The sequence below is a fragment of the Selenomonas timonae genome, from assembly GCF_014250475.1.
Taxonomy (GTDB): Bacteria; Bacillota; Negativicutes; order Selenomonadales; family Selenomonadaceae; genus Centipeda; species Centipeda timonae.
Genome location: NZ_CP060204.1, coordinates 1026827 through 1046326, shown reverse-complemented (window position 1 = coordinate 1046326; position 19500 = coordinate 1026827). Strand labels below are relative to the sequence as shown.

The 19500-nt window shown below is 59.7% G+C and carries 19 protein-coding genes and 3 tRNA genes; 2 read left to right on the top strand and 20 right to left on the bottom strand.

Annotated features, from left to right (window positions below; genetic code table 11):
* Positions 1-64 precede the first annotated feature (64 nt).
* From ndk to H1B31_RS04850, 7 genes are all read right to left on the bottom strand, one after another.
* Positions 65-478: a nucleoside-diphosphate kinase gene (gene ndk / locus H1B31_RS04880; RefSeq protein ID WP_009441283.1), complete on the bottom strand. Its 414-nt coding sequence runs from the start codon at positions 476-478 to the stop codon at positions 65-67.
* Positions 478-1008 (bottom strand): gamma carbonic anhydrase family protein, encoded by a 531-nt coding sequence (locus H1B31_RS04875; protein ID WP_185981110.1) that lies wholly within the window; start codon positions 1006-1008, stop codon positions 478-480. The genes ndk and H1B31_RS04875 overlap by 1 nt, the downstream gene beginning before the upstream one ends.
* Before the next feature lie 15 nt (positions 1009-1023).
* A complete protein-coding gene (locus H1B31_RS04870; protein ID WP_185981109.1) occupies positions 1024-2286 on the bottom strand; it encodes a tRNA nucleotidyltransferase/poly(A) polymerase-related protein in 1263 nt (420 codons plus the stop codon).
* A 64-nt stretch (positions 2287-2350) separates the two neighbouring features.
* A tRNA-Ile gene (locus tag H1B31_RS04865) sits at positions 2351-2427 on the bottom strand.
* 118 nt (positions 2428-2545) lie between these two features.
* Positions 2546-2620: transfer RNA gene (locus H1B31_RS04860), tRNA-Gly, on the bottom strand.
* A gap of 4 nt (positions 2621-2624) precedes the next feature.
* A tRNA-Gly gene (locus H1B31_RS04855) sits at positions 2625-2699 on the bottom strand.
* A 124-nt stretch (positions 2700-2823) separates the two neighbouring features.
* Positions 2824-4542, bottom strand: coding sequence for a methyl-accepting chemotaxis protein (locus H1B31_RS04850; protein WP_009441286.1), 1719 nt, complete (start codon positions 4540-4542; stop codon positions 2824-2826).
* 176 nt (positions 4543-4718) lie between these two features.
* Between H1B31_RS04850 and H1B31_RS04845 the strand changes: the two genes are divergently transcribed.
* Both H1B31_RS04845 and H1B31_RS04840 read left to right on the top strand, forming a co-directional pair.
* Positions 4719-5048: a hypothetical protein gene (locus tag H1B31_RS04845; RefSeq protein ID WP_185981108.1), complete on the top strand. Its 330-nt coding sequence runs from the start codon at positions 4719-4721 to the stop codon at positions 5046-5048.
* Between the two features lie 56 nt (positions 5049-5104).
* A complete protein-coding gene (locus tag H1B31_RS04840) occupies positions 5105-5686 on the top strand; it encodes a flavodoxin family protein (RefSeq protein WP_185981107.1) in 582 nt (193 codons plus the stop codon).
* A gap of 104 nt (positions 5687-5790) precedes the next feature.
* Here the strand turns inward: H1B31_RS04840 and lptB are convergent, their stop codons facing one another.
* From lptB to lpxA, 13 genes are all read right to left on the bottom strand, one after another.
* Positions 5791-6510, bottom strand: coding sequence for an LPS export ABC transporter ATP-binding protein (gene lptB / locus H1B31_RS04835; RefSeq protein ID WP_185981106.1), 720 nt, complete (start codon positions 6508-6510; stop codon positions 5791-5793).
* Positions 6511-6522: 12 nt separating this feature from the next.
* Positions 6523-7218, bottom strand: coding sequence for an LptA/OstA family protein (locus H1B31_RS04830; protein WP_185981105.1), 696 nt, complete (start codon positions 7216-7218; stop codon positions 6523-6525).
* Complete coding sequence (lptC, locus tag H1B31_RS04825; protein WP_185981104.1) at positions 7215-7760, bottom strand: LPS export ABC transporter periplasmic protein LptC; 546 nt, start codon at positions 7758-7760, stop codon at positions 7215-7217. The genes H1B31_RS04830 and lptC overlap by 4 nt, the downstream gene beginning before the upstream one ends.
* Positions 7760-8674 (bottom strand): lysophospholipid acyltransferase family protein, encoded by a 915-nt coding sequence (locus tag H1B31_RS04820; RefSeq protein WP_185981103.1) that lies wholly within the window; start codon positions 8672-8674, stop codon positions 7760-7762. Before H1B31_RS04820 ends, lptC begins: the two co-directional genes overlap by 1 nt.
* A gap of 20 nt (positions 8675-8694) precedes the next feature.
* Positions 8695-9252: a KdsC family phosphatase gene (locus H1B31_RS04815; RefSeq protein WP_185981102.1), complete on the bottom strand. Its 558-nt coding sequence runs from the start codon at positions 9250-9252 to the stop codon at positions 8695-8697.
* Positions 9252-10229 (bottom strand): KpsF/GutQ family sugar-phosphate isomerase, encoded by a 978-nt coding sequence (locus H1B31_RS04810; protein ID WP_185981101.1) that lies wholly within the window; start codon positions 10227-10229, stop codon positions 9252-9254. The genes H1B31_RS04815 and H1B31_RS04810 overlap by 1 nt, the downstream gene beginning before the upstream one ends.
* A gap of 9 nt (positions 10230-10238) precedes the next feature.
* Positions 10239-11066 carry a 3-deoxy-8-phosphooctulonate synthase gene (gene kdsA, locus H1B31_RS04805; protein ID WP_185981100.1) on the bottom strand — a complete coding sequence of 276 codons (828 nt, stop codon included), beginning with the start codon at positions 11064-11066 and terminating at the stop codon, positions 10239-10241.
* 87 nt (positions 11067-11153) lie between these two features.
* Positions 11154-11888, bottom strand: a complete 735-nt coding sequence (gene kdsB, locus H1B31_RS04800; protein WP_185981099.1) for a 3-deoxy-manno-octulosonate cytidylyltransferase — start codon at positions 11886-11888, stop codon at positions 11154-11156.
* Between the two features lie 90 nt (positions 11889-11978).
* On the bottom strand, positions 11979-14495 hold the full coding sequence (gene lpxK / locus H1B31_RS04795) for a tetraacyldisaccharide 4'-kinase (RefSeq protein ID WP_185981098.1): 2517 nt from the start codon (positions 14493-14495) through the stop codon (positions 11979-11981).
* A gap of 2 nt (positions 14496-14497) precedes the next feature.
* Entirely contained in the window at positions 14498-16222 is a 1725-nt protein-coding gene (gene msbA, locus H1B31_RS04790) for a lipid A export permease/ATP-binding protein MsbA (RefSeq protein WP_185981097.1), read from the bottom strand.
* A gap of 331 nt (positions 16223-16553) precedes the next feature.
* Positions 16554-17693, bottom strand: coding sequence for a lipid-A-disaccharide synthase (gene lpxB / locus H1B31_RS04785; protein WP_185981096.1), 1140 nt, complete (start codon positions 17691-17693; stop codon positions 16554-16556).
* A gap of 12 nt (positions 17694-17705) precedes the next feature.
* Positions 17706-18509 carry an LpxI family protein gene (locus tag H1B31_RS04780; RefSeq protein WP_185981095.1) on the bottom strand — a complete coding sequence of 268 codons (804 nt, stop codon included), beginning with the start codon at positions 18507-18509 and terminating at the stop codon, positions 17706-17708.
* Positions 18510-18518: 9 nt separating this feature from the next.
* Complete coding sequence (lpxA, locus tag H1B31_RS04775; protein WP_185981094.1) at positions 18519-19331, bottom strand: acyl-ACP--UDP-N-acetylglucosamine O-acyltransferase; 813 nt, start codon at positions 19329-19331, stop codon at positions 18519-18521.
* Positions 19332-19500: the final 169 nt, after the last annotated feature.

Sequence of the window (19500 nt, the reverse complement as noted above, 5' to 3'; positions counted from 1 at the left end):
TCCTCTGTGGATAAATGTACCCAGCCGCGCAGAGAGGCGCGACCGGGCAGTCAAAAGCAATTTTTTAGAAAATCTCCGTCTCACTGAAGAAGATGTGCACCTCGCGCGCGGCGCTCTCGGGGCTGTCGGACGCATGCACTGCGTTCTCGCTCCCGTTCTTTGCAAAGCGCTTGCGGATCGTGCCATCCGCCGCATTCGCCGGATTCGTCGCACCGTGGAGTTCGCGCACACGCGCAATCGCGTTCTCACCTGCAAGCACCATCGCCACGAGCGGCGCGGAGGTCATGAACGCGGAGAGCTCGCCGTAGAACGGCTTCTCGAGATGCTCCGCATAGTGAATGCGCGCAATGCGATCTGTCATCTGCATCATCTTCATCGCGCGAATCTGGAGCCCTGCCTCCTCATACGCCTTCGTAATGTCTCCGATGTGATGCGCTCCGACGGCATCCGGCTTGATGAGAACCAGCGTCTGTTCCATTACTTCATCTCCTCAATGATACGTTTGTACTCCGCTCCGAGCCCGGCATAGTTCTCCGCCGCCGCCCGCAGCGCCTCGATCTCATCGTCGCGCAGCGCGCGCACGATCTGAGCAGGGTTGCCGAATACAAGCGAGTTCGACGGAATCTTCTTGTGCTGCGGCAGGAAGGTGCCCGCGCCGATAACGACGTTCTCGCCGATCTCGGAGTAGCCCATCACGATCGAGCCCATGCCGATCAGCGTATTGTCCCCGATGCGGCTGCAATGCACGACGGCATTGTGCCCAATGAGCACATTGTCCCCAATGTGGACGGGTACATCACGCATGACGTGAATCGTCGCGTTCTCCTGGATGTTCGTATTCGCGCCGATCGTAATCGGCTGAAAATCGCCGCGCACCACAGCGCCGAACCAAATGCTCGAGCCGGCGCCAACCGTCACGTCTCCGATGACAGCCGCCGTCGGCGCAATGAATGCGGACGGATCAATCGCAGGAGTCTTGCCCCGATAGGGCAGGATAATCTTATCCATCAATACACGCCTCCTTTAACTCTGCTCAGATGTATTATACCACGCCTTTTCGTTCTCCAACAAGAATTTTTTCAGTATTCGCACGCGCTGCTCGCGCAGCCAAATTCCAATCTCCGCCCCCGCGAGATCTGTCGGAGCGGAGCGCCCCGTGATGGTCTGCATCGCGCGGAGTGCCGCCGCACCGTGCGCAAGATAGGCGGGCAGCGGGCCGTGATCGGCGCGGATGATAATGTTGAACTCCGCCATCGAAAGCCCCGACGCGCCGATGCCAAGCAAGAGATCGGCAATCTTGCCGAGACGCGTGAGGCGCGGGGCGCGCATATGCTGACGAATGACGAACGATGCCGCCTTCATCCAGTCGTGCGGGAGGGTCATGCGTCTGTTCCACGCCGCGAGTGCCGTGAGTCCCGTCTTTTCGTGCCCGTAGTGATGCGGCAGCATCTCCTTCGGGGTCAGCCCCTTGCCGAGGTCGTGGACGAGCGCGGCAAAACGTGTGCGTATATCCTCCGTTTCCTCGGCAACGGCATCGACCATCGCAAGCGTATGCGCGAGGGCATCGCCCTCGGGGTGAAACTCCACGGGCTGTACCTGCCCCTCGAGCGCCGCGATCTCGGGGAATGTCACCGCGAGGAGATCCGCCGCCCGCAGCACGCGGAAGAATACGGATGGATGCGGGGCGGCAAGCGCGCGGCGCAGCTCCGCCATCAGGCGCTCCGTCGGCTCGCGGCGCAGCTCATCCGCGCATGCACGCATATAGAGAAGAGTACCCTCCTCCACAGTAAAGCCGAACTCTGCCGCCTGCCGCGCGGCGCGCAGCGCGCGCACGGGGTCATCCGTAAAGTGTTCCGAGACCGCACAAATCACACCCGCTACGAGATCGGCACGCCCGCCGTAGGGATCGAGCAGAGTGCCCTCGGGGAGCTCAATAGCCATCGCATTCATCCGCGTGTCGCGCCGATAGAGATCCTCCTCAATCGTCACCGTCGGATCGAATGTGACATCGAAGCCGCGATAGCCTGCGCCCGTCTTGCGCTCCCTGCGTGCAAACGCGACCTCGCGGCGCACGCCGTCCACGCGCACATGATAAACGGGGAACGCCTTTCCAATCTTTTCCGCATGCGGAAAAAGTGCATGAAAACGCTCCTCGGCAATGCCCGTCACGGCATAGTCGATATCCTTTGCCTGGGCACCGCGAAAATGATCGCGCACGCAGCCACCGACGCGAAAGATACGTGCGCCCGCATCCCGCAATGTGCGCACAAAATCCGCCTCCGTCATCTCCTCACCTCCTTTTGGAGAGCAAACAAAAAAGCATCACCGTGCGTGATGCTCTCATTTCGATTGGTGGGCCCACTTGGACTTGAACCAAGGACCGACCGGTTATGAGCCGGTTGCTCTAACCAACTGAGCTATAGGCCCCAAACAAAGTGGAGAGCACGCAAGGCTCTCACCCGTGGATGAAGCGCAGATTCATGCAGATCGGCAATCCTCCCGCTTCTTCAAAAAAACCTGCGCAGAGCGCAGGTGTGATAAGCGATGGAGCGGAAAACGAGGCTCGAACTCGCGACCCCCACCTTGGCAAGGTGGTGCTCTACCACTGAGCTACTTCCGCGGAATGGAGCGGAAAACGAGGCTCGAACTCGCGACCCCCACCTTGGCAAGGTGGTGCTCTACCACTGAGCTACTTCCGCATCCGTCACTGACATCTCTGTCAATCAACAAGAGATATTTTAACAAGAGAAGGAACTTCTGTCAAGGAGTATTTTTCAATCAAAAAGGGGCACGTTCACCATGCGCGCCCCTCCAAAATATTGCTTACACCTTAAACTTATCCGTCTCGGACTGCAGATCCGTTGCCATGTCGGCGAGGCTGCGGCTCGAGGAGGCAATCTCCTCCATGCCCGCCGCCTGCTCCTCAGTTGCTGCGGAGACGTTATGCGACTCGCTGCCGATGCCCTTTGCCGAGGTATCCACAGCGCTCATGCCCTGAATGATCGAGTTCATGTTCTCGCGCAGTTCGAGGACACGCTTGCTGACGGCGAGCGATGCGGTCTTGACATCCTCGACCATGTTCAGGATCAGCGAGAAGGTCTCGCCCGTCGCCGTGACGTTCTCCTTGCCCTTCTCAGCCTCACGGCGCCCTTCCTCCATCGAGGCAACGGCGTGGTTCGTCTCCTCCTGGATGCTGCGGATGAGCTCGGAGATCTGCTGTGAGGCGTTCTGCGACTCCTCCGCGAGCTTGCGGACTTCCTCTGCAACGACAGCGAAGCCGCGCCCGTGCTCTCCTGCACGCGCCGCCTCAATCGCCGCGTTGAGCGCGAGGAGATTCGTCTGTCCCGAGATGCTCGAGATGATCTCGACGATGTTGCCAATCTCCTTCGAGCGCTCACCGAGCTTGCTGACAATCTCGCCTGTCTGCTGAACGGTGCGCGCGATCGAGTTCATCTGCTCGACCGTCGTCTGCACGAAGGCATTCCCCTCCGCCGCCTTCTCCGCCGTCGCCTGCGTCTGCTCACGTGCACGGCGCTGATTTGTAATCGCCTCTTCCAAGCCGCGCTGGAATTCCTCCACAGTCACGCGGCTCTCGTCGATGCTCTGCAGCTGCTTCTCCGCTGCCTCTGCGACCTCCGTGATGGACTGGGCAACATTCTGCGTCACCTGCGCCGACTGGTTTGCATTCGCCGTCAGTTCCTCCGACGAGCTGGCAACATCCGTTGCCGTCGTCTTGATCTTGCGGATCATTGCCTGCATGCTCTCGACCATCGTGTTGAACTGATGGGCAATGTGTGCAAACTCATCATCGCCGTCCAGCACAATCTTCGAGCGCAGATCACCGCCCGCAATATGGCGCGCCCCGTCGAGAATCGTATCCACAGAGTTCTTGATATTTTTGAGAAGCAGGACAAGGATGACGATCGAGAGAATGACAACAACGGACAATGCAATGATCGTCGTCAGCCACACGCCCGAGAAAACATCCTCACTGTGCGCCATCTCCGCGCGCGCGAGACGCACGCTGTCCGCCTTGTCCTCCTCGAGGATGTCCGTCATGCGCTTGTAGACATCCGCCTGCTCATTGAATGCCAGCTCGACGGCGCCCTCTTGGTCACCTGCATCCATGAGATCTGTTGCGTGCTGACGCGCCTCCGCATAATTCTTGCGTTCCTGCTTGAGTTTTTCGAGACGCGCAAGCTTCTGCGTGCGATCTGCCTCGTTTGGGAACGGCGCTTCCTGGATCGCCTTCTCATACTCCTCGTATGCCTTGTTCAGCTTCGGCGTGAGCTGGGAGATCAGTCCTGCTGCACGCGCACGCTCCTCCTCGTTTGGCGCGGTGATACGCATGAGTTCGTACTCACGCCCGTCCGCCGAGAGTGCCTGCACCTGACCGCCCACATTGAGAACGTGCGCCCAACTGAACACACTGACCGTGTTGTTGTTGAGCACGCCGCTCGCGTGATTTGCATAGAATCCATAGCCGGCAAACATGACGACCAGGAATCCAATGCTCAGTACGATTTTCTTTGCTACTGACATTTCTCAATTCCCTCCAAAAACAAACAAAGGGTTCTCTCAGCTTCAGTAAAATGAAACTTCCCTTAGAGTATTTTGATTATAACACCGACTCTTTCAAAAAACCATATGGCGACAAAGTTTTTTATATGATATACTGACACTGTGCTTACAATAAATAAACAAAAGGACGGACAACAATGGCAAAAATGTTAAAAAAGCTGCAACAGAAGATTACACCACCGGAAAAGCCAAAGGCAGCGCCGCCCCCGGGCAAGGATTATCTGCTCCTCATCCTCATGGCGTTCACGGTGATGGTCGTGATTGCGGCATGGGAAAATCTGGACACGCTGACGCTCACCATGTATATCCTGCTGACGCTCTCGCTCGGGCTCACCTACACGCGTCGACATGCGGTCGAGCGCCTCACCGAGACTCAGATGATGATCGTCACACGCGCGAGCTTCGTCACCATCGGCATGGCAGGCGCACTCTTCCTCATCGACGCATACCGCCGCTTCTTCGCCTGACAGCATTTTGCTCCCCCACCGATGAGAGAGCCAGACCAAGTAAAAGGAGGCACATCATGAAAGTTTTGATGATCAACGGCAGCCGCAGAGAGCGCAGCTGCACCTACACAGCGCTCTCCATCATTGGGGACATCCTCAAGGAGGAAGGCATTGACTCTGAAATCGTCTTCGTCGGCAGGGATGCTGTGAACGGGAATCTGAATGCACTCATAAAATCCTTGGGAGAAAAATGTGCCGAAGCGGACGGCTTCGTCTTTGGATCGCCCGTGTACTACGCTTCGCTCACAGGAGAGATCAAGCTCGTTCTCGACCATTTATTCGGGAGACATCGCGACAAGATGCGCTGCAAGCCCGCAGCGATTGTCGCATCTGCGCGGCGCGCTGGAACGACGGCCACATTGGATGTGCTCGCAAAGTATCCGGCAATCACCGAGATGCCAATCGTCTCCTCCAGCTACTGGCCGATGGTTCACGGTAACACGCCGGAGGATGTCATGAAGGATGAAGAGGGCGTCGGCGTCATGAAGCAGCTCGGCAAGAATATGGCATGGATGCTGAAATGTATCGCAGCCGGCAGAGCTGCGGGAATCGACACGCCAAATCCTCCTGATTACCATAAGACAAATTTTATCAGATAAAGCGCGATTGCACTGCGCTAATGGGATACATGGTCTAACACTTTTTGCTATGTATCTTTCCAATAGAAAAGCCGACCTGCAATAGATCGGCTTTTTGTTTGCGCTCAAAGACTGAAATTCTCTCCAAGATAGAACTTGCGCGCAATCGGACTCTCGGCGATGGTCTTGCTGTCACCCTCGAGGAGGAGTTTGCCCTCGCTGAGCAGGTAGACGCGGTCGACGATGTGGAGGGTCTCACGCACGTTGTGATCCGTAATCAGGATGCCCATGCCGCGCTGACGCAAGTACTCGATGATCTCCTGGATGTCGGCGACGGCGAGCGGATCGACACCCGCGAACGGCTCATCGAGGAGGATGAACTGCGGCTCGAGCGCGAGACAGCGCGCGATCTCGACGCGGCGGCGTTCGCCGCCCGAAAGTTCCGTACCGCGGCGATCGCGGACGTGTCCGATGTGGAACTCCTCGAGAAGCCCGTCGAGCTTGTGCTTCTGCTCCGCCTTCGAGAGCTTCGTCGTCTCAAGGATCGCCGCAATGTTCTCCGTGACGGTGAGCTTGCGGAAGATGGATGCCTCCTGCGTGAGGTAGCTGATGCCCAGCTCCGCGCGCCGATACATGGGATAGTCCGTGATGCAGATGTCAGAGAGGTAGACATCGCCGTGCGTGGGCTTTTCAAGGCCGACGATCATGTAGAAGGTCGTCGTCTTGCCCGCGCCGTTGGGCCCTAGGAGCCCCACGATCTCCCCCTTGTCGATGCGGACGGAGATGCGGTCAACGACGGTGCGGCTGCCGAATTTCTTGACGAGGTTGCGGGATTCGAGATGCACGTTCAAGCCCCCTCACTCGGTCACGGCGCTGCCGTCGTCCGAAAGATAGACGGTCATGTGATTGCTGCGCGCCATGTTGTTCCCTTGGAAGACCCACGCATTCCCATCGAGCACGACATAGGGCTTCTCCGCGCTGCCAAAATACTCCATGCGGTCGCCGCCACCCTCAAGATCGCGCGGTGGGCTGACGATGTGCGCACTCCCCGTTCCGACGAAGCGATTTTCCTTCATCCATCCCTCGAGACGGTCTGCCGTGAGCGTTCCGTCAGCGCTCGTGATCGTTCCGCCGGACGCCGCAAGGATGTAGTCATTCTGAGATGGATAATAGTCAACCTGAGAACCCGTAAACGTGCGGTCTGCCTTCGTCATACTGACGCTGCCCGACGCCTGCCAATGATCCTGTCCGACGCCCGAGAGCCTGTCACAGGAGAGATTCATATCGTCGCGCACGGCGCGGACACCGCCCTCGACCGTGCCCTCCTCGGTCTTCGTATTATACGTTGCACGCGCCCCTGTGACCCAGCCCGTCCCCTGCTCCATGCGGACGTTCGTCTCCGCTGTGATGAGCCCCGTACGCGTGTCGTAGGTGAGGCTGTCTGCCGTGAGATTCGTCGGCTCCGTGCCCTGCTGTGCCGCCGATGCTGCCGCAGAGAGTGCACCCGCCGCGAGCAGCACGAGAATGCCCCGATAGAGTTTCTTCTTCGTCATTGTGCCCCACCTTTTTCTATACGTGCGTTGCCGATCACGCTGAATTTCTGAAAGCCATCCGTGCTCACAATGCGGTCGCCCGTCGCACGGATATCATCGCGTACGATCTCGGCATCCCCTTCGGCGCTAAGACTGCCCTCTGCCGCCGTCCACCGCAGCTCCTTTGCACGCAGGCTCGCTCCGTCACTCGTCTGTGCCTCAATGTTTCCTGTCACCACAACATCGCGCGTCACACTGTCCATGTGCCCCTCCGCCGCCTTTAGCGTCAGGCTACGCCCGTCCTCCGTGTAGAATGTCCCATCGATCTGCACCATGCTCGTATCGTTGGTATCGATGTCGACATTCACCTGCGAAGCGGTCATCTTCCAGACAGTACGTCCGTCGCGCTCTTCGCTGAGCGTATTGTCCGCATAGGACATGACGCGCGAACCAGGCTGCGTGTCCGTCTGCTCCGGGATCTCGGGCACTGTTGCAATCGCCCAGACGATGAGTCCTGCGAGGAGGGCGGCACCGCCGCCATAGAGCCATTTGCTCTGCGCCATCAATCCCCCTCCTTCGCTGCTGCCGATACGTGATGTTTCCCCGTCTTCTGCTCCTCGGGCGGGGTGTTCCAACGCTTCTGAAACCAGATCCACTGCGTTGGATTTTCGCGGATGACGCGCTCGACGATTGCCGTCATCTGCACGGTGAATTCATGGAGGTCGCGGTCACTGTCTCCCGTGTCGGGGCAGCGCATGATCTCGCCGACGATTACCTTGTGCTTTCCATTCGGTTGACGCAGGATGAATGCGGGCACGACGGGCGATTTGAACTTGCGCGAAAAGACCGCAGGGCCGAGCGGCGTCGATGCCGTACGACCGAGGAACTCAATGAACGCGCCGCCGGGTCCGCCGTCCTGATCGGCGAGAAAGCCGAGGAGCCGCCCGCGCTTCAGCGCACGCGCCGCCGCGATCAGCTCGCTCGTACCGCGCGAGAAAATCTCGACGTGGATGGTCGCGCGCAGATCGTCGAGCACGCGCGTGTACTGGATATTCGGCTGTGGCTTTGCAATCGCGCTGACGGGGATGCCGTTCAGCGTAAACGCCGCGGAGAGCCACTCCCAGCAGCCAACGTGCCCCGTGAGCACGACGACGCCGCGCCCCTCGTCAAGTGCCTCCTGCATGCGCTCGAGATGATCAATCTCGATGTAGTCGTTGAGATTCTGCTCGTTCAGCATGGGCATCGCGAGGATGTCGAGGACGTTGCGCGCCATATTGATAAAGGAGGCGCGCACGAGCCGCTTTGCCTCCCGCTCGTCAATGCCGAGCGCAGGCATCATATGCTCCACAGAGCGGCGGCGCATCTTCGGGATCAGCAGATAGTAGAGGTTGCCGAGCACCCAGCCCGCACCAAGCAGGAGGGGGCGCGGCGTACGGCACGCAAGCCAGCTGAGAAACATGAGCGTATTATAGAGCACTGCCGCACCTCCTCTCTGCGCTACTGTGCAGCTCCATCGCTGTCCGTCTGAAATACTGTAAGCACACGCTCCCAAAGCCCCTGTGTCTTTAGAATGATCTCGTAAATTTCGCGCACGGCACCGCGCCCGCCGGGTGCGTCTGAAATAATCTGCGCGGCCTCCTTCACCTCGGGCACGGCGTCACCCACGGCACACGGCAGACCGACCATGCGCATGATCGGCAGGTCGACAATATCGTCGCCAATATAGGCGATTTCCTCGTCGCTCAGCCCCGTTCGCGCCTTGATGTCCGCGTAGGCATCGCGCTTGTCGAGGCTGCCCTGATAGACGAGGTCTATGTGCAGCTCGCGCGCGCGATTCTCCACGATGGACGAAGCGCGTCCCGTGATGATAGCGGGCACAATGCCCACCTTGTGCGCCAATGTGATGGCGAGTCCGTCACGCGCAAAGAACGGCTTATACAGCTCGCTCCCGTCAGGCGCGACGTAAATGCCCCCGTCGGTGAGCACGCCGTCCACATCGAAGATGACGCATTTGATTTTCTTCGCACGCGCAATCGCGTCCTGCCGAATCGGCATCACACAACCCCCTGCCGCAGAAGATCGGTCAGATGTACGATGCCGACGGGTACACCCGCATCATCGACGACGGGCAGAACGGTGACGGGGCGCGGCTGGTGTTTCTCCATGACGGAGAGTGCCGCCGCCGCCATCTTGTCCGGCGCAATCGTGAGCGGCGTGGCGAACATGATGCTCTCCACGTCCTTGTCAAGGAAGTTGTAGTCCTTCGCAAGCGCGCGGCGGATGATGCCGTCCGTGACGAGTCCGATGAATTTGCCCGCCGCGTCAACCACGGACACGGCGCCGAGCCCCTTGTCCGTCATGACGAAGAGCGCGTCCTTCGCCGTCGTATTGTACGCGACAACAGGGTTTTCCTCACCCGTGTGCATGACATTTGCGACCGTGAGGAGCAGCTTGCGCCCGAGCGCGCCGCCCGGATGGAAGAGCGCATAGTCCTCCTTCTTGAAGTCGCGCGCCTCCATGAGCGCCATCGCGATCGCGTCGCCCATTGCGAGCGTCGCTGTTGTGGAGCTGGTTGGTGCGAGCCCGAGTGGGCACGCCTCGCGCTCGACGCCAATGTCGATGTAGAAGTCAGCGCTGCGCCCGAGCTGTGATTTGCGTCTGCCGCACATGGCGACAATTCGCGCCCCGATACGGTGGATGATGGAGAGGATATTCACAACCTCGTTCGACTCGCCGCTGTTCGAGATGGCGATAACGATGTCGTCCGCCGTCACCATGCCGAGATCACCGTGAAACGCCTCGGCGGGGTGCATGAAGAACGAAGGTGTTCCCGTACTCGCAAGCGTCGCCGCGATCTTGCGCCCGACGTGACCGGATTTGCCCATGCCCGTGACGACGACACGCGCCTTGCATTCCAAAATCGCGCGCACCGCCGCCTCGAAATCATCGTCAATGCGCTCTGCGAGCTGTGCGACTGCCTGCGCCTCGAGCTGAAGCGTCTCGATTGCCTTTTCGCGAATGCTCTGTGCCATATGTCTCTCCTACTTCAGCTTTTTGCGTACCACCTCGTAGATAGCGAGGGCATCCTTCAGGAGGTCTTCGAGTTTGTCGAGATAGACCATATTTGCCCCGTCCGACAGTGCCTCAGGCGGGTTGTCGTGCACCTCGAGGAAGAGTCCGTCAATGCCCGCACCTACAGCCGCACGCACAAGGTACTCGACGTACTCGCGCTGTCCCCCTGAGCTCGTGCCCGCGCCGCCCGGCAGCTGGACGCTGTGCGTTCCGTCGAAGATGACGGGATAGCCAAAGCTGCGCATGATGGGGAAGGAGCGCATATCCACGACGAGGTTGTTGTAGCCGAAGCTCTCGCCGCGCTCCGTGAGGAGGATGCGGTCGCTGCCGCTCTCGTGAATCTTGTCGACGACATTGCGCATATCGTTCGGCGAGAGGAACTGCCCCTTCTTCACGTTGACGATGGCGCCCGTCTGCGCTGCCGCGTGCAGGAGGTCTGTTTGACGTGAGAGGAATGCGGGGATCTGCAGGATGTCCGCAACCTTTGCGACGGGCTCTGCCTGCCACGTCTCGTGGATGTCCGTCACGACGGGCACGCCAAGCTCGTCGCGGATTGCGCCGAGGATCTTCACGCCCTCCTCGAGCCCGGGTCCGCGGAAGCTGTGGTAGGCGGAGCGGTTCGCCTTGTCAAAGGATGCCTTGAATACGTAGGGAATGCCGAGACGATCCGTGATCTCCTTGATGCCGCGTCCGATCAGGAGCGAGCGCTCGAGACCTTCGAGGACGCAGGGCCCCGCGAGGAGCACCAGCGGCTCACCGCCGCCGATCTCAAAATTCGCCAGCTTCACTTTGTTCATCTTCATGGCTCCTTTCAACAATCATGTGATAACACCGCACGAATTTATGCGGATTTATGCTTATTATAAAATTTTCGCGCGCAGAGGTCAATAAATGCTCTGCTTTTGATAAACTTCGTTGACAGCCGCAAGATCTTCCTCGGTGTCGACACCGATAAAGACGGCATCGGTCTCGATGACGCGGATTGTGTGCCCGTTCTCGAGCGCGCGCAGCTGCTCGAGGGACTCGGAGAGTTCGAGGGGGGTCTGCGCCATGCGCGCATACGCAAGCAAGAAGTCGCGGCGATAGGCATAGATGCCGATGTGCTTGTATACCTGTGCGCCCGGATTGCGCGCGTACGGGATGCGCACACGGGAGAAGTAGAGCGCATTGCCGCGTTGGTCGGTGATGACCTTGACGTTGTTCGGATTCGCCATCTCCTCCTCATCCGTGAGCAGTGTCTTTGCCGTTGCCATTGGTAGGCTGCCGTCCGCGAGAAACGGTTCAACAAGTGCATCGATCACGGCGGGGTCGATGAGCGGTTCGTCGCCCTGCACGTTGATGATGAGGTCGTAGTCCGTCATCTTCTCTGCGACCTCGGCGAGGCGATCCGTCCCCGTCGCATGGTCGGCACGCGTCATGACGGCACGTCCGCCGTGCTTCTCGACGGCAGCGAGGATGCGCTCGTCGTCCGTTGCAACGACGACATCCTGCACGAGCCGCGCCCGCACGGCGCGCTCATAGACGCGCACGATCATGGGCTTACCTGCGATGTCGCGCAGCGGCTTGCCCGGCAGACGTGTGGATGCGTAGCGCGCGGGAATAATGCAGAGAACCTTCATGCGATCACCTTCCGTGTCAACATATGGCTGTATAAGTATGAAGCAGTGCGATGCCCCTAAACGTTCGCGCAGGGTTCGCTCTGCAAACGGTTACGATGTAGTAGGTCGCAGTTTCGCAGCAAGCTGCTCTTCGAGCGTGCGGAAGAACTCCTCGCGCCCCTTCTGGAACGTGACCTCGACGGAGATCACATAGATGGGGACGCGCCACTTCGCGCGCACGACATCTGCCGGCACCTTCACCGCGTCCTTCTCCGTGATGACAATCGCCTCGACACCGAGCGTCTCCGCACGGTACAGTACCTCCGCCATATCGCGCTCGCCGTAGTCGTGGTGATCGGGATAGCGCATGCTCTCCACCATCTCGACGCCGAGATCGGCAAGGGTCTGCTCAAACGAGGCGGGGTTGCCGATCGCCGAGACGGCGAGCACCTTCTTGCCCTCCATCTCCGTGACTGGTACACCGCCCGCCGCAATATCCTCGTACCAGTCCGAAAGCCGCACGAACTGACGTGGCTGATGGATACTCTCGAGGATGATGCCGTCCTGATTGTAGCTGCGGAACGTCTCCCAGATGTGTGTGATTGCGCCTGGCGCCGCCTGATCGACCTTCGTCATCAGACAGACATCGGCACGATCGATATGCGAGAGTGGCTCGCGCAGCGTCCCGCGCGGCAGGAGATAGCCGTTACCGAAGACGTTCACCGCGTCGACGAGCAGGATGTCCATATCGCGCGCAAGCTGCCAGTGCTGGTAGCCGTCGTCGAGAATCGCCACCTCCGCGCCAAAATGCTCGATAGCATAGCGTCCCGTGACGGCACGCTGCGGTCCAATGAGCACAGGCACGTTGGGCAGATGCTTTGCCAGCATAAACGCCTCATCGCCCGCCGTCTCCGCGTCCATCTTCAGCGTGCGCCCGTCGGAGACAATACCGACCTCGCCGCGCCACTTCGCACGGTAGCCGCGGTTCAGAATGACGACGCGGTAGCCCATCGCGTCAATCGCACGCGCGAGATGTTGTGCCGTCGGCGTCTTTCCCGTGCCGCCGACCGTGACGTTGCCGAGGCTGATGACAAAGCAGGGCAGCTGCTCCTTCTTGACCCAGCCCCAGCGGTACATTGTGAGTTTCAGATTCACCAGCTGCTCATAGATGAGCGAGAATACGTAGAACACGCCCATGATGAGCCTGCGCGAAATACCGCGCACCTCCTTGTCATGGACGAGATCGATAAAGTAGGTCTGGAAATTCGCGACCTTCTGCGTCGCCCGCACGCGATGCTTGCTGATGCGCTCCTGCGCGCGCAGGGCACGACGCGACTCATACACCGCGAGCATATCGACAAGGATCTGTGCCGACTTCGCCGACGCCCCCTTGTTCTCGTTGATGATCGCAAGTGTCTCACGCTCAAGGCGTTCACGCTCGGCATCATCGCCAAACAGGCGTAGGGTCTCGCGCGTAAGTTCCTCCCCGTTCGTGACGGTCACGACGGCATTGCGGTTGCGGAAGAGCGCGTGAATGTCCTTGAAGTTGAACATCTGATTGCCGACGATGATCGCCTTGCCGTGCGCCGCAGGCTCGAGTATGTTGTGCCCGCCGTGCGGGATGAGGCTGCCACCGATGTAGATGACATCACCAAGCCCATAGACGCGTCCAAGTTCGCCGACCGTATCGAGGATCACGATGTCCTCGCCGCCCTCGGCGCCCTTTTGCAGATTCTTGCGCGTATTGACGGTAAAGCCTGCCTTGCGGCAGAGATGTTCGACCTCAATCGTGCGCAGCACCTCGCGCGGCGCAATGATGAGCCGCACATTTGGATCTTCGGCACGCACGGCGGCGAACGCTGCAAGTACCAGCTCCTCCTCACCGCGGTGGGTCGAGCCCGCAATCATGATATGGCTCGCGCCCGTGAGGCCGAGTTCCTGGATGAGCGCGGCACGCTCCTCGGGGCTAACGCTCGTATACGCCTGATCGAATTTCGTGTTGCCCGTGACCGTGACGAGCTCGCGCGGCGCGCCGAGGCGCATGATGTAGTCTGCATCGATGCTCGACTGCATGGCGAAGCATTTCACCGTCCCGATCATCTCGCGCAGCATGCCGAGCAGATATTTGTACTGCTTCACGCTGCGGTCACTGATGCGCCCGTTGACCATCATGACGGGTACGTCGAGCTGCTTTGCCTTCTTGAGGAAATTCGGCCACAGCTCCGTCTCCACGGGTAGGAAGACGCGCGGACGGATGCGCCCCACGACGCGCGAAGCGAGGAAGGGCAGGTCGAGCGGAAAGTAGATGATCGCGTCCGCGTCCTTGATGATGCGGTGCGCCATCTCGTATCCGCCCGTTGTGACGACGGAGACGAGGATGGGGCTGTGGGGGAATGCCTTGCGGAATTCGCGTATGAGAGGGCTCGTCGCGACAATCTCGCCAACGGATGCCGCGTGTACCCAGATCGCATTTTTCCCCGCGACCTTCTCAATCGTCTCCTTCGGGTAGAACCCGAAGCTCTGCTTGATGCGCTCGACAAAGCCGCGCTCCCGTGTGGCGCGCAGCATGAAGATCGGTATGATGATGGTGACGATGAGGATTGCCGCTAGATTGTAGAGAAATCTCATGCTCACTCTCCCCGAAACTGAATATCATAGAGGTGCTGATAGAGCCCGCCCTTTGCGAGCAACTCCTCGTGCGTTCCCTGCTCCACAATGCGCCCCGCATCGATGACATAGATGCGGTCAGCATGGAATACCGTCGAGAGGCGGTGCGCAATGACAAAGCTCGTGCGCCCAACCATGAGGTTGTCGAGCGCCGCCTGCACGATCTTCTCGCTCTCCGTATCGAGCGCAGAGGTCGCCTCGTCGAGAATGAGGATGCGCGGGTCTTTCAGAATCGCGCGTGCGATGGCAATGCGCTGACGCTGTCCACCCGAGATGCTCACGCCGCGCTCGCCGATCTGTGTATCGTAGCCGTGCTCGAGCTCCATGATGAAGTTGTGCGCGTTCGCTGCACGCGCCGCCTGCTCGATTTCCTCATCCGTTGCGTCGAGCCGCCCGTAGCGGATGTTCTCGCTAATGGTCGTCGAGAAGAGCATCGTCTCCTGCGGCACAAGTCCGATCTGCCCGCGCAGGGATGCAAGCGTCACGTCACGGATGTCATGCCCGTCCACGGTAATCGCGCCGCTGTCCACCTCGTAGAAACGCGGAATAAGGTTTGCAATCGTCGACTTGCCCGCGCCCGAGGGGCCGACAAAGGCGATCATCTCGCCCGGCGCCGCTTCGAGCGAGATGCCGTCAAGCGCAGGACGCCCCTCCTTGTAGGAGAATTTCACGTTATCGAAGCGCACGCGCCCCTCCACGGGCGGGAGCGGCTGCGCATTCGAGCGATCCGTAATGCTCTCCTCGAGATCGACAATCGAAAAGACGCGGTCGACCGCAGCCATTGCCTTTTGGAGGTTGCCGTAGATGCGCGAGAGGCGCTTGACAGGATTTGCGAGGTTGACGGCATAGGTAAGGAACGCAACGAACGCGCCCGCCGTGATATCGCCGTTGACGACCTCATAGCCGCCGAACCAGACGATGAAGGTGACGGCAATCGCCGCGAGGAATTCGACGGTCGGCGTCAGCATGCTCGTCTGCTGGACGTTCTTCATCACCGCCTCGAAGTTGCGCTGATTGCTGTGCACGAAGCGGTCAATCTCATAGTCCTCACGCACAAAGGATTTCACCACGCGCGTCGCAGAGAAGCTCTCCTGTAGCAGCGCCGTGATCTCGGCAAGGCGCTGTTGGATGACCGTGCTCGACTTCTTGATTTTGCGCCCGAAGATCTTCATCGCCTGGCCGACCATAGGGATGACGACGAGGGTCAGCAGCGAGAGTTTCCAGTCGAGATAGAACATGAGGGCAAGCGAACCGATGAGGATACAGCCCTCGGTCACAAGGTCGATGAGGTTGTCCACGAGCGCGGACTGGATCGCGGCGACATCGTTCGTGACGTAGCTCATGATCTCGCCCGTCTGGTGACGGTCATAGTACGCGAGCGGCATGCGCTGGAATTTGCGGAACATGACCTCGCGCACGTCGATGATGACCTTCTGCCCGATGTAGGAGACGAGGTAGGACTGCCCAAAATAAAAAATCCCGCGCAGGAAAAAGATGACGACGATGCCGATGCAGATGGCGTTCAGAAGTGCCATGTTCTTGTCGGCAAGCACGTCGTCGATCATGTCCTTGATGATCCACGGGACGTAGAGATTCGCCGCAGAGGCGAGGATGATGCACACGATCGCGAGTCCGAATTTCTTCACGTACGGGCGCATATAGGCAAGCAGTCTTGTGTAATTCTTCATAGTTCTCCTGCGGAAAGGATAAATAAGGGGAAGTCCTGTCAGAAGACGCTCAAAGCGCCCCTTCCACCGCTTACGCGATCCCCCTCCTCCGCTCTGGCGGGGGAGGCTTTGCACTACGGCATATTAGCTTCCCCCGTTGCTGACCTGTCCGAGAAGCAAGCCTGAAAGGCGCAGCTGAGCGGGTAACAGGTCGTATGCGAAAACGTCCCAAGAACACGAGCTTTAGCGAAGTGTGATTGGATGACGTTGACCGCCACGGGGGAAGTGGCACGCCACAGGCGTGACGAAAGGGGCACTCAGAGCGCAACTCCCTTCCGCACGCCAATCAAATTCACGTTTCAGAAGTTCTCGCAAGCGCAAGAATCTTCTCCGCCACGCGGCGCGCGGCATTCGGCTCTCCGAGCACAGCGACGGCGCGCGCGAGACGCTCCGTCACATAGTCGCGCGCCGCACCGTCCGCGATGATGTTCTCCATCGCCTCGGCGATGCGCTCAGGCTGCACTTCGTCTTGCAGCAGCTCTGTTTCAAACGTTTCCCCAAGCAGAATATTCGGCAGGGAGAAGCGCGGCACATCGACAAGCAGGCGTCCGACGAGATAGGAGAGCACAGACATCCGATAGAGGACAACAGCGGGCAGCCCCATAATCGCTGCCTCCATGATGACTGTCCCCGACGCCGCGATTGCCGCGCGCGCGATCCCCATGAGCGCATAGCGCGCGTCATAGGTGAGCGTCACCTCCACAGAGGACGCCGCAAGATGCCGCTGAATCTGAGCTGTATCGACACCGCCCGCTACGGGCAGGAAGAATCGCCGCGCGCTGTCCCGCGCGGCAAGGATCTCCGCCGCACCGAGCATCGGCGCCAGCAGCCGCTCAATTTCCTCGCGGCGGCTGCCCGGCATAAGGAGCACGGGGATCTCCCCATCTGCGACGCCGAAGTGGCGCCGCGCCTCCTCTTCGCCCATCTCCGCACGCACGGTGTCGATGAGCGGATTGCCGACGAAGGAGATGTTTGCGCCCGCCGCCTCATAGGGCGGCAGCTCGTGAGGGAAGATGGCGACGATCTCGTCCGCAACCCTGGCGCAGGACTTTGCGCGTCCCTTGCGCCACGCCCACGCAGAGGGCGGAATATAAGAAAAAACGGGGATGCCCCGCTCTTTTGCTCGCGCCGCGAGCCGCCAATTAAAGTCCGGATAGTCGATGATGACGAGAACATCTGGACGCTCCTCCTCCATGAGCCGCGTGAGGTCGTCGAGGAGGGCAAAGATGCGTCGGAGATTCAAGAGAACCGCCGAGATCCCCATGACGTTGTAGTCTGTATAGTTCTGACGGAGGACAACGCCCGCCGCTGCCATCTCCGCACCGCCGAAGCCGATGAGGCTGACGGCGGGGTCGAGCGCGCGCAGCTCACGCGCGAGCGCTGCCCCGTGGAGATCGCCCGAGGTCTCCCCCGCCGAAAGCATGATTTTCAAAAGGGAACTCCCTTACATCGCCGCAATCGTAATGCCATTCGCCTCGGCGAGCGCAATCGCGCGCTCCTTGTCAATGAAGAGGGTTCTGTCCGCCTCGATCACGAGTGCCGCCGCCTTTGCTGCGACCAGCGACTCAATCGTATCAAGTCCGACCGCCGGCACATCGAAACGGCTGTCCTGCTGCGGCTTCGCCGCCTTTGCAACGACCGCACCGCCGCCCGCGAGCTGACCGCCGCGACGAATGCACGCATCTGTGCCCTCGATTGCCTCGAGCGCCATGACCGCGCGATTCTTCACAACGGCAGTCTGTCCCACATCGAGACGTCCGATCTCGCGTGCCATATGGAGTCCATACTCCATATCCGCACGCTCGGCGTCCGTCGGCTGACGGCTCGTCAGCACCCCTGCCGAAGGCATGAGCGGGCGGATGAGTGCCGTCTGGTCGAGCGGGGTCACGCCAACCTTCATCAGCGCTCCGACGAACATCATCATGATTGTATCGTCGTTCTGGTTCGGCAGCTGCATGAGCATCCCACGCAGCATCTCGTCGGGCTGGATTGCGCCCGTGAAGAGCAGTTCCTTCGTCACCTTGCCGATCATCGTAACCTTCTTGATCTCTTCCTGCTGCAAATACGCAAGAATCGATGCAATCGAGCCGATGCTGATCTCACGATAGACCGATGCCGCATCCTTCAGCTCCGGATCGCAGTCCGGCAGGAGCGCAATCACATGTACCTCGAAGCCCTGCGCACGCGCCGCACGCGCGCACGCGGCGGGCAGATGTCCGACACCCGCGAGCAGACCCAGTTTTTCCATTATTACCCCTCACTCATCCTCGTGACGTTCGCGGCAGATCCCACGCTCCGCGTTGCGGAGAAAGCGCAGGAGATGATCGATCTCCTCACAGGAGTCCACCTCCTGCTCGATGACCGCGATCGCCTGCGTGAGGTTCAGCCCCGAACGATAGAGAATCTTATATGCCTGTTTGATGCGGCGGCGCACGTCGACGGGAATGCCCGCACGTGAGATGCCGACACTATTCAGCCCCACGGCGCGTGCGGGATGCCCGTCCACCATCGTGAACGGCACAACATCCTGCACGAGCTTTGACGTGCCGCCGATCATCGCATTGCGCCCGATCTTCACAAACTGATGGACGCCCGCCATGCCGCCGATGACCACGCCGTCCTCAACGATGGCGTGCCCCGCGAGCATCGCCGCATTGCTCATGATGATGCGGTTGCCGAGTATGCAGTTGTGCGCGATGTGCGTATACGCCATGAGCAGGCAATCGTCGCCGATGCGCGTCTCCTCACCCTCGCCCGTCGCGCGGTGCACGGTCGCGCACTCGCGGATCGTCGTGCGGTCACCGATGAACGTATAGCTCTTCTCGCCCTTGAACTTCAGATCCTGCGGCACCTCACCGATGGATGCGCCCTGGAATATATGGCAGTCACGGCCGATCTGGGTCCACTCCTTGATCACAACGTGCGGGCCGATCTTCGTCCCCTCGCCGATCTGGACATGATCTGAGATGACCGCATAGGGGCCGATCTCCACGTTCTTCGCGATGCGCGCTGTCGGCGCAACGACTGCAGTCTCATGGATATAGGCAAGAACCTTGCTGCTGCCTGTCATCTATTTCAACTCCTTCAGCCCCAAACGAATTCAGGGCAGACATTTTCCACTCTCTCTTATCATCCGGCAGGAAGGCTGTGTATTCACCTTGGAAAATCAGCCGCATTCGCCGAATAATCCTGTTTATCTGTGGATTATGTCCGGTTTTCCTGCATTTATAGCTCAGTTT

Bases quoted from the DNA above. Each gene is read 5' to 3' on its own strand.
- ndk (WP_009441283.1), bottom strand. From the start codon at position 478: ATGGAACAGACGCTGGTTCTCATCAAGCCGGATGCCGTCGGAGCGCAT.
- H1B31_RS04875 (WP_185981110.1), bottom strand. From the start codon at position 1,008: ATGGATAAGATTATCCTGCCCTATCGGGGCAAGACTCCTGCGATTGAT.
- H1B31_RS04870 (WP_185981109.1), bottom strand. From the start codon at position 2,286: ATGACGGAGGCGGATTTTGTGCGCACATTGCGGGATGCGGGCGCACGT.
- H1B31_RS04850 (WP_009441286.1), bottom strand. From the start codon at position 4,542: ATGTCAGTAGCAAAGAAAATCGTACTGAGCATTGGATTCCTGGTCGTC.
- H1B31_RS04845 (WP_185981108.1), top strand. From the start codon at position 4,719: ATGGCAAAAATGTTAAAAAAGCTGCAACAGAAGATTACACCACCGGAA.
- H1B31_RS04840 (WP_185981107.1), top strand. From the start codon at position 5,105: ATGAAAGTTTTGATGATCAACGGCAGCCGCAGAGAGCGCAGCTGCACC.
- H1B31_RS04830 (WP_185981105.1), bottom strand. From the start codon at position 7,218: ATGACGAAGAAGAAACTCTATCGGGGCATTCTCGTGCTGCTCGCGGCG.
- lptC (WP_185981104.1), bottom strand. From the start codon at position 7,760: ATGGCGCAGAGCAAATGGCTCTATGGCGGCGGTGCCGCCCTCCTCGCA.
- H1B31_RS04815 (WP_185981102.1), bottom strand. From the start codon at position 9,252: ATGCCGATTCGGCAGGACGCGATTGCGCGTGCGAAGAAAATCAAATGC.
- H1B31_RS04810 (WP_185981101.1), bottom strand. From the start codon at position 10,229: ATGGCACAGAGCATTCGCGAAAAGGCAATCGAGACGCTTCAGCTCGAG.
- kdsA (WP_185981100.1), bottom strand. From the start codon at position 11,066: ATGAACAAAGTGAAGCTGGCGAATTTTGAGATCGGCGGCGGTGAGCCG.
- kdsB (WP_185981099.1), bottom strand. From the start codon at position 11,888: ATGAAGGTTCTCTGCATTATTCCCGCGCGCTACGCATCCACACGTCTG.
- lpxK (WP_185981098.1), bottom strand. From the start codon at position 14,495: ATGAGATTTCTCTACAATCTAGCGGCAATCCTCATCGTCACCATCATC.
- msbA (WP_185981097.1), bottom strand. From the start codon at position 16,222: ATGAAGAATTACACAAGACTGCTTGCCTATATGCGCCCGTACGTGAAG.
- H1B31_RS04780 (WP_185981095.1), bottom strand. From the start codon at position 18,509: ATGGAAAAACTGGGTCTGCTCGCGGGTGTCGGACATCTGCCCGCCGCG.
- lpxA (WP_185981094.1), bottom strand. From the start codon at position 19,331: ATGACAGGCAGCAGCAAGGTTCTTGCCTATATCCATGAGACTGCAGTC.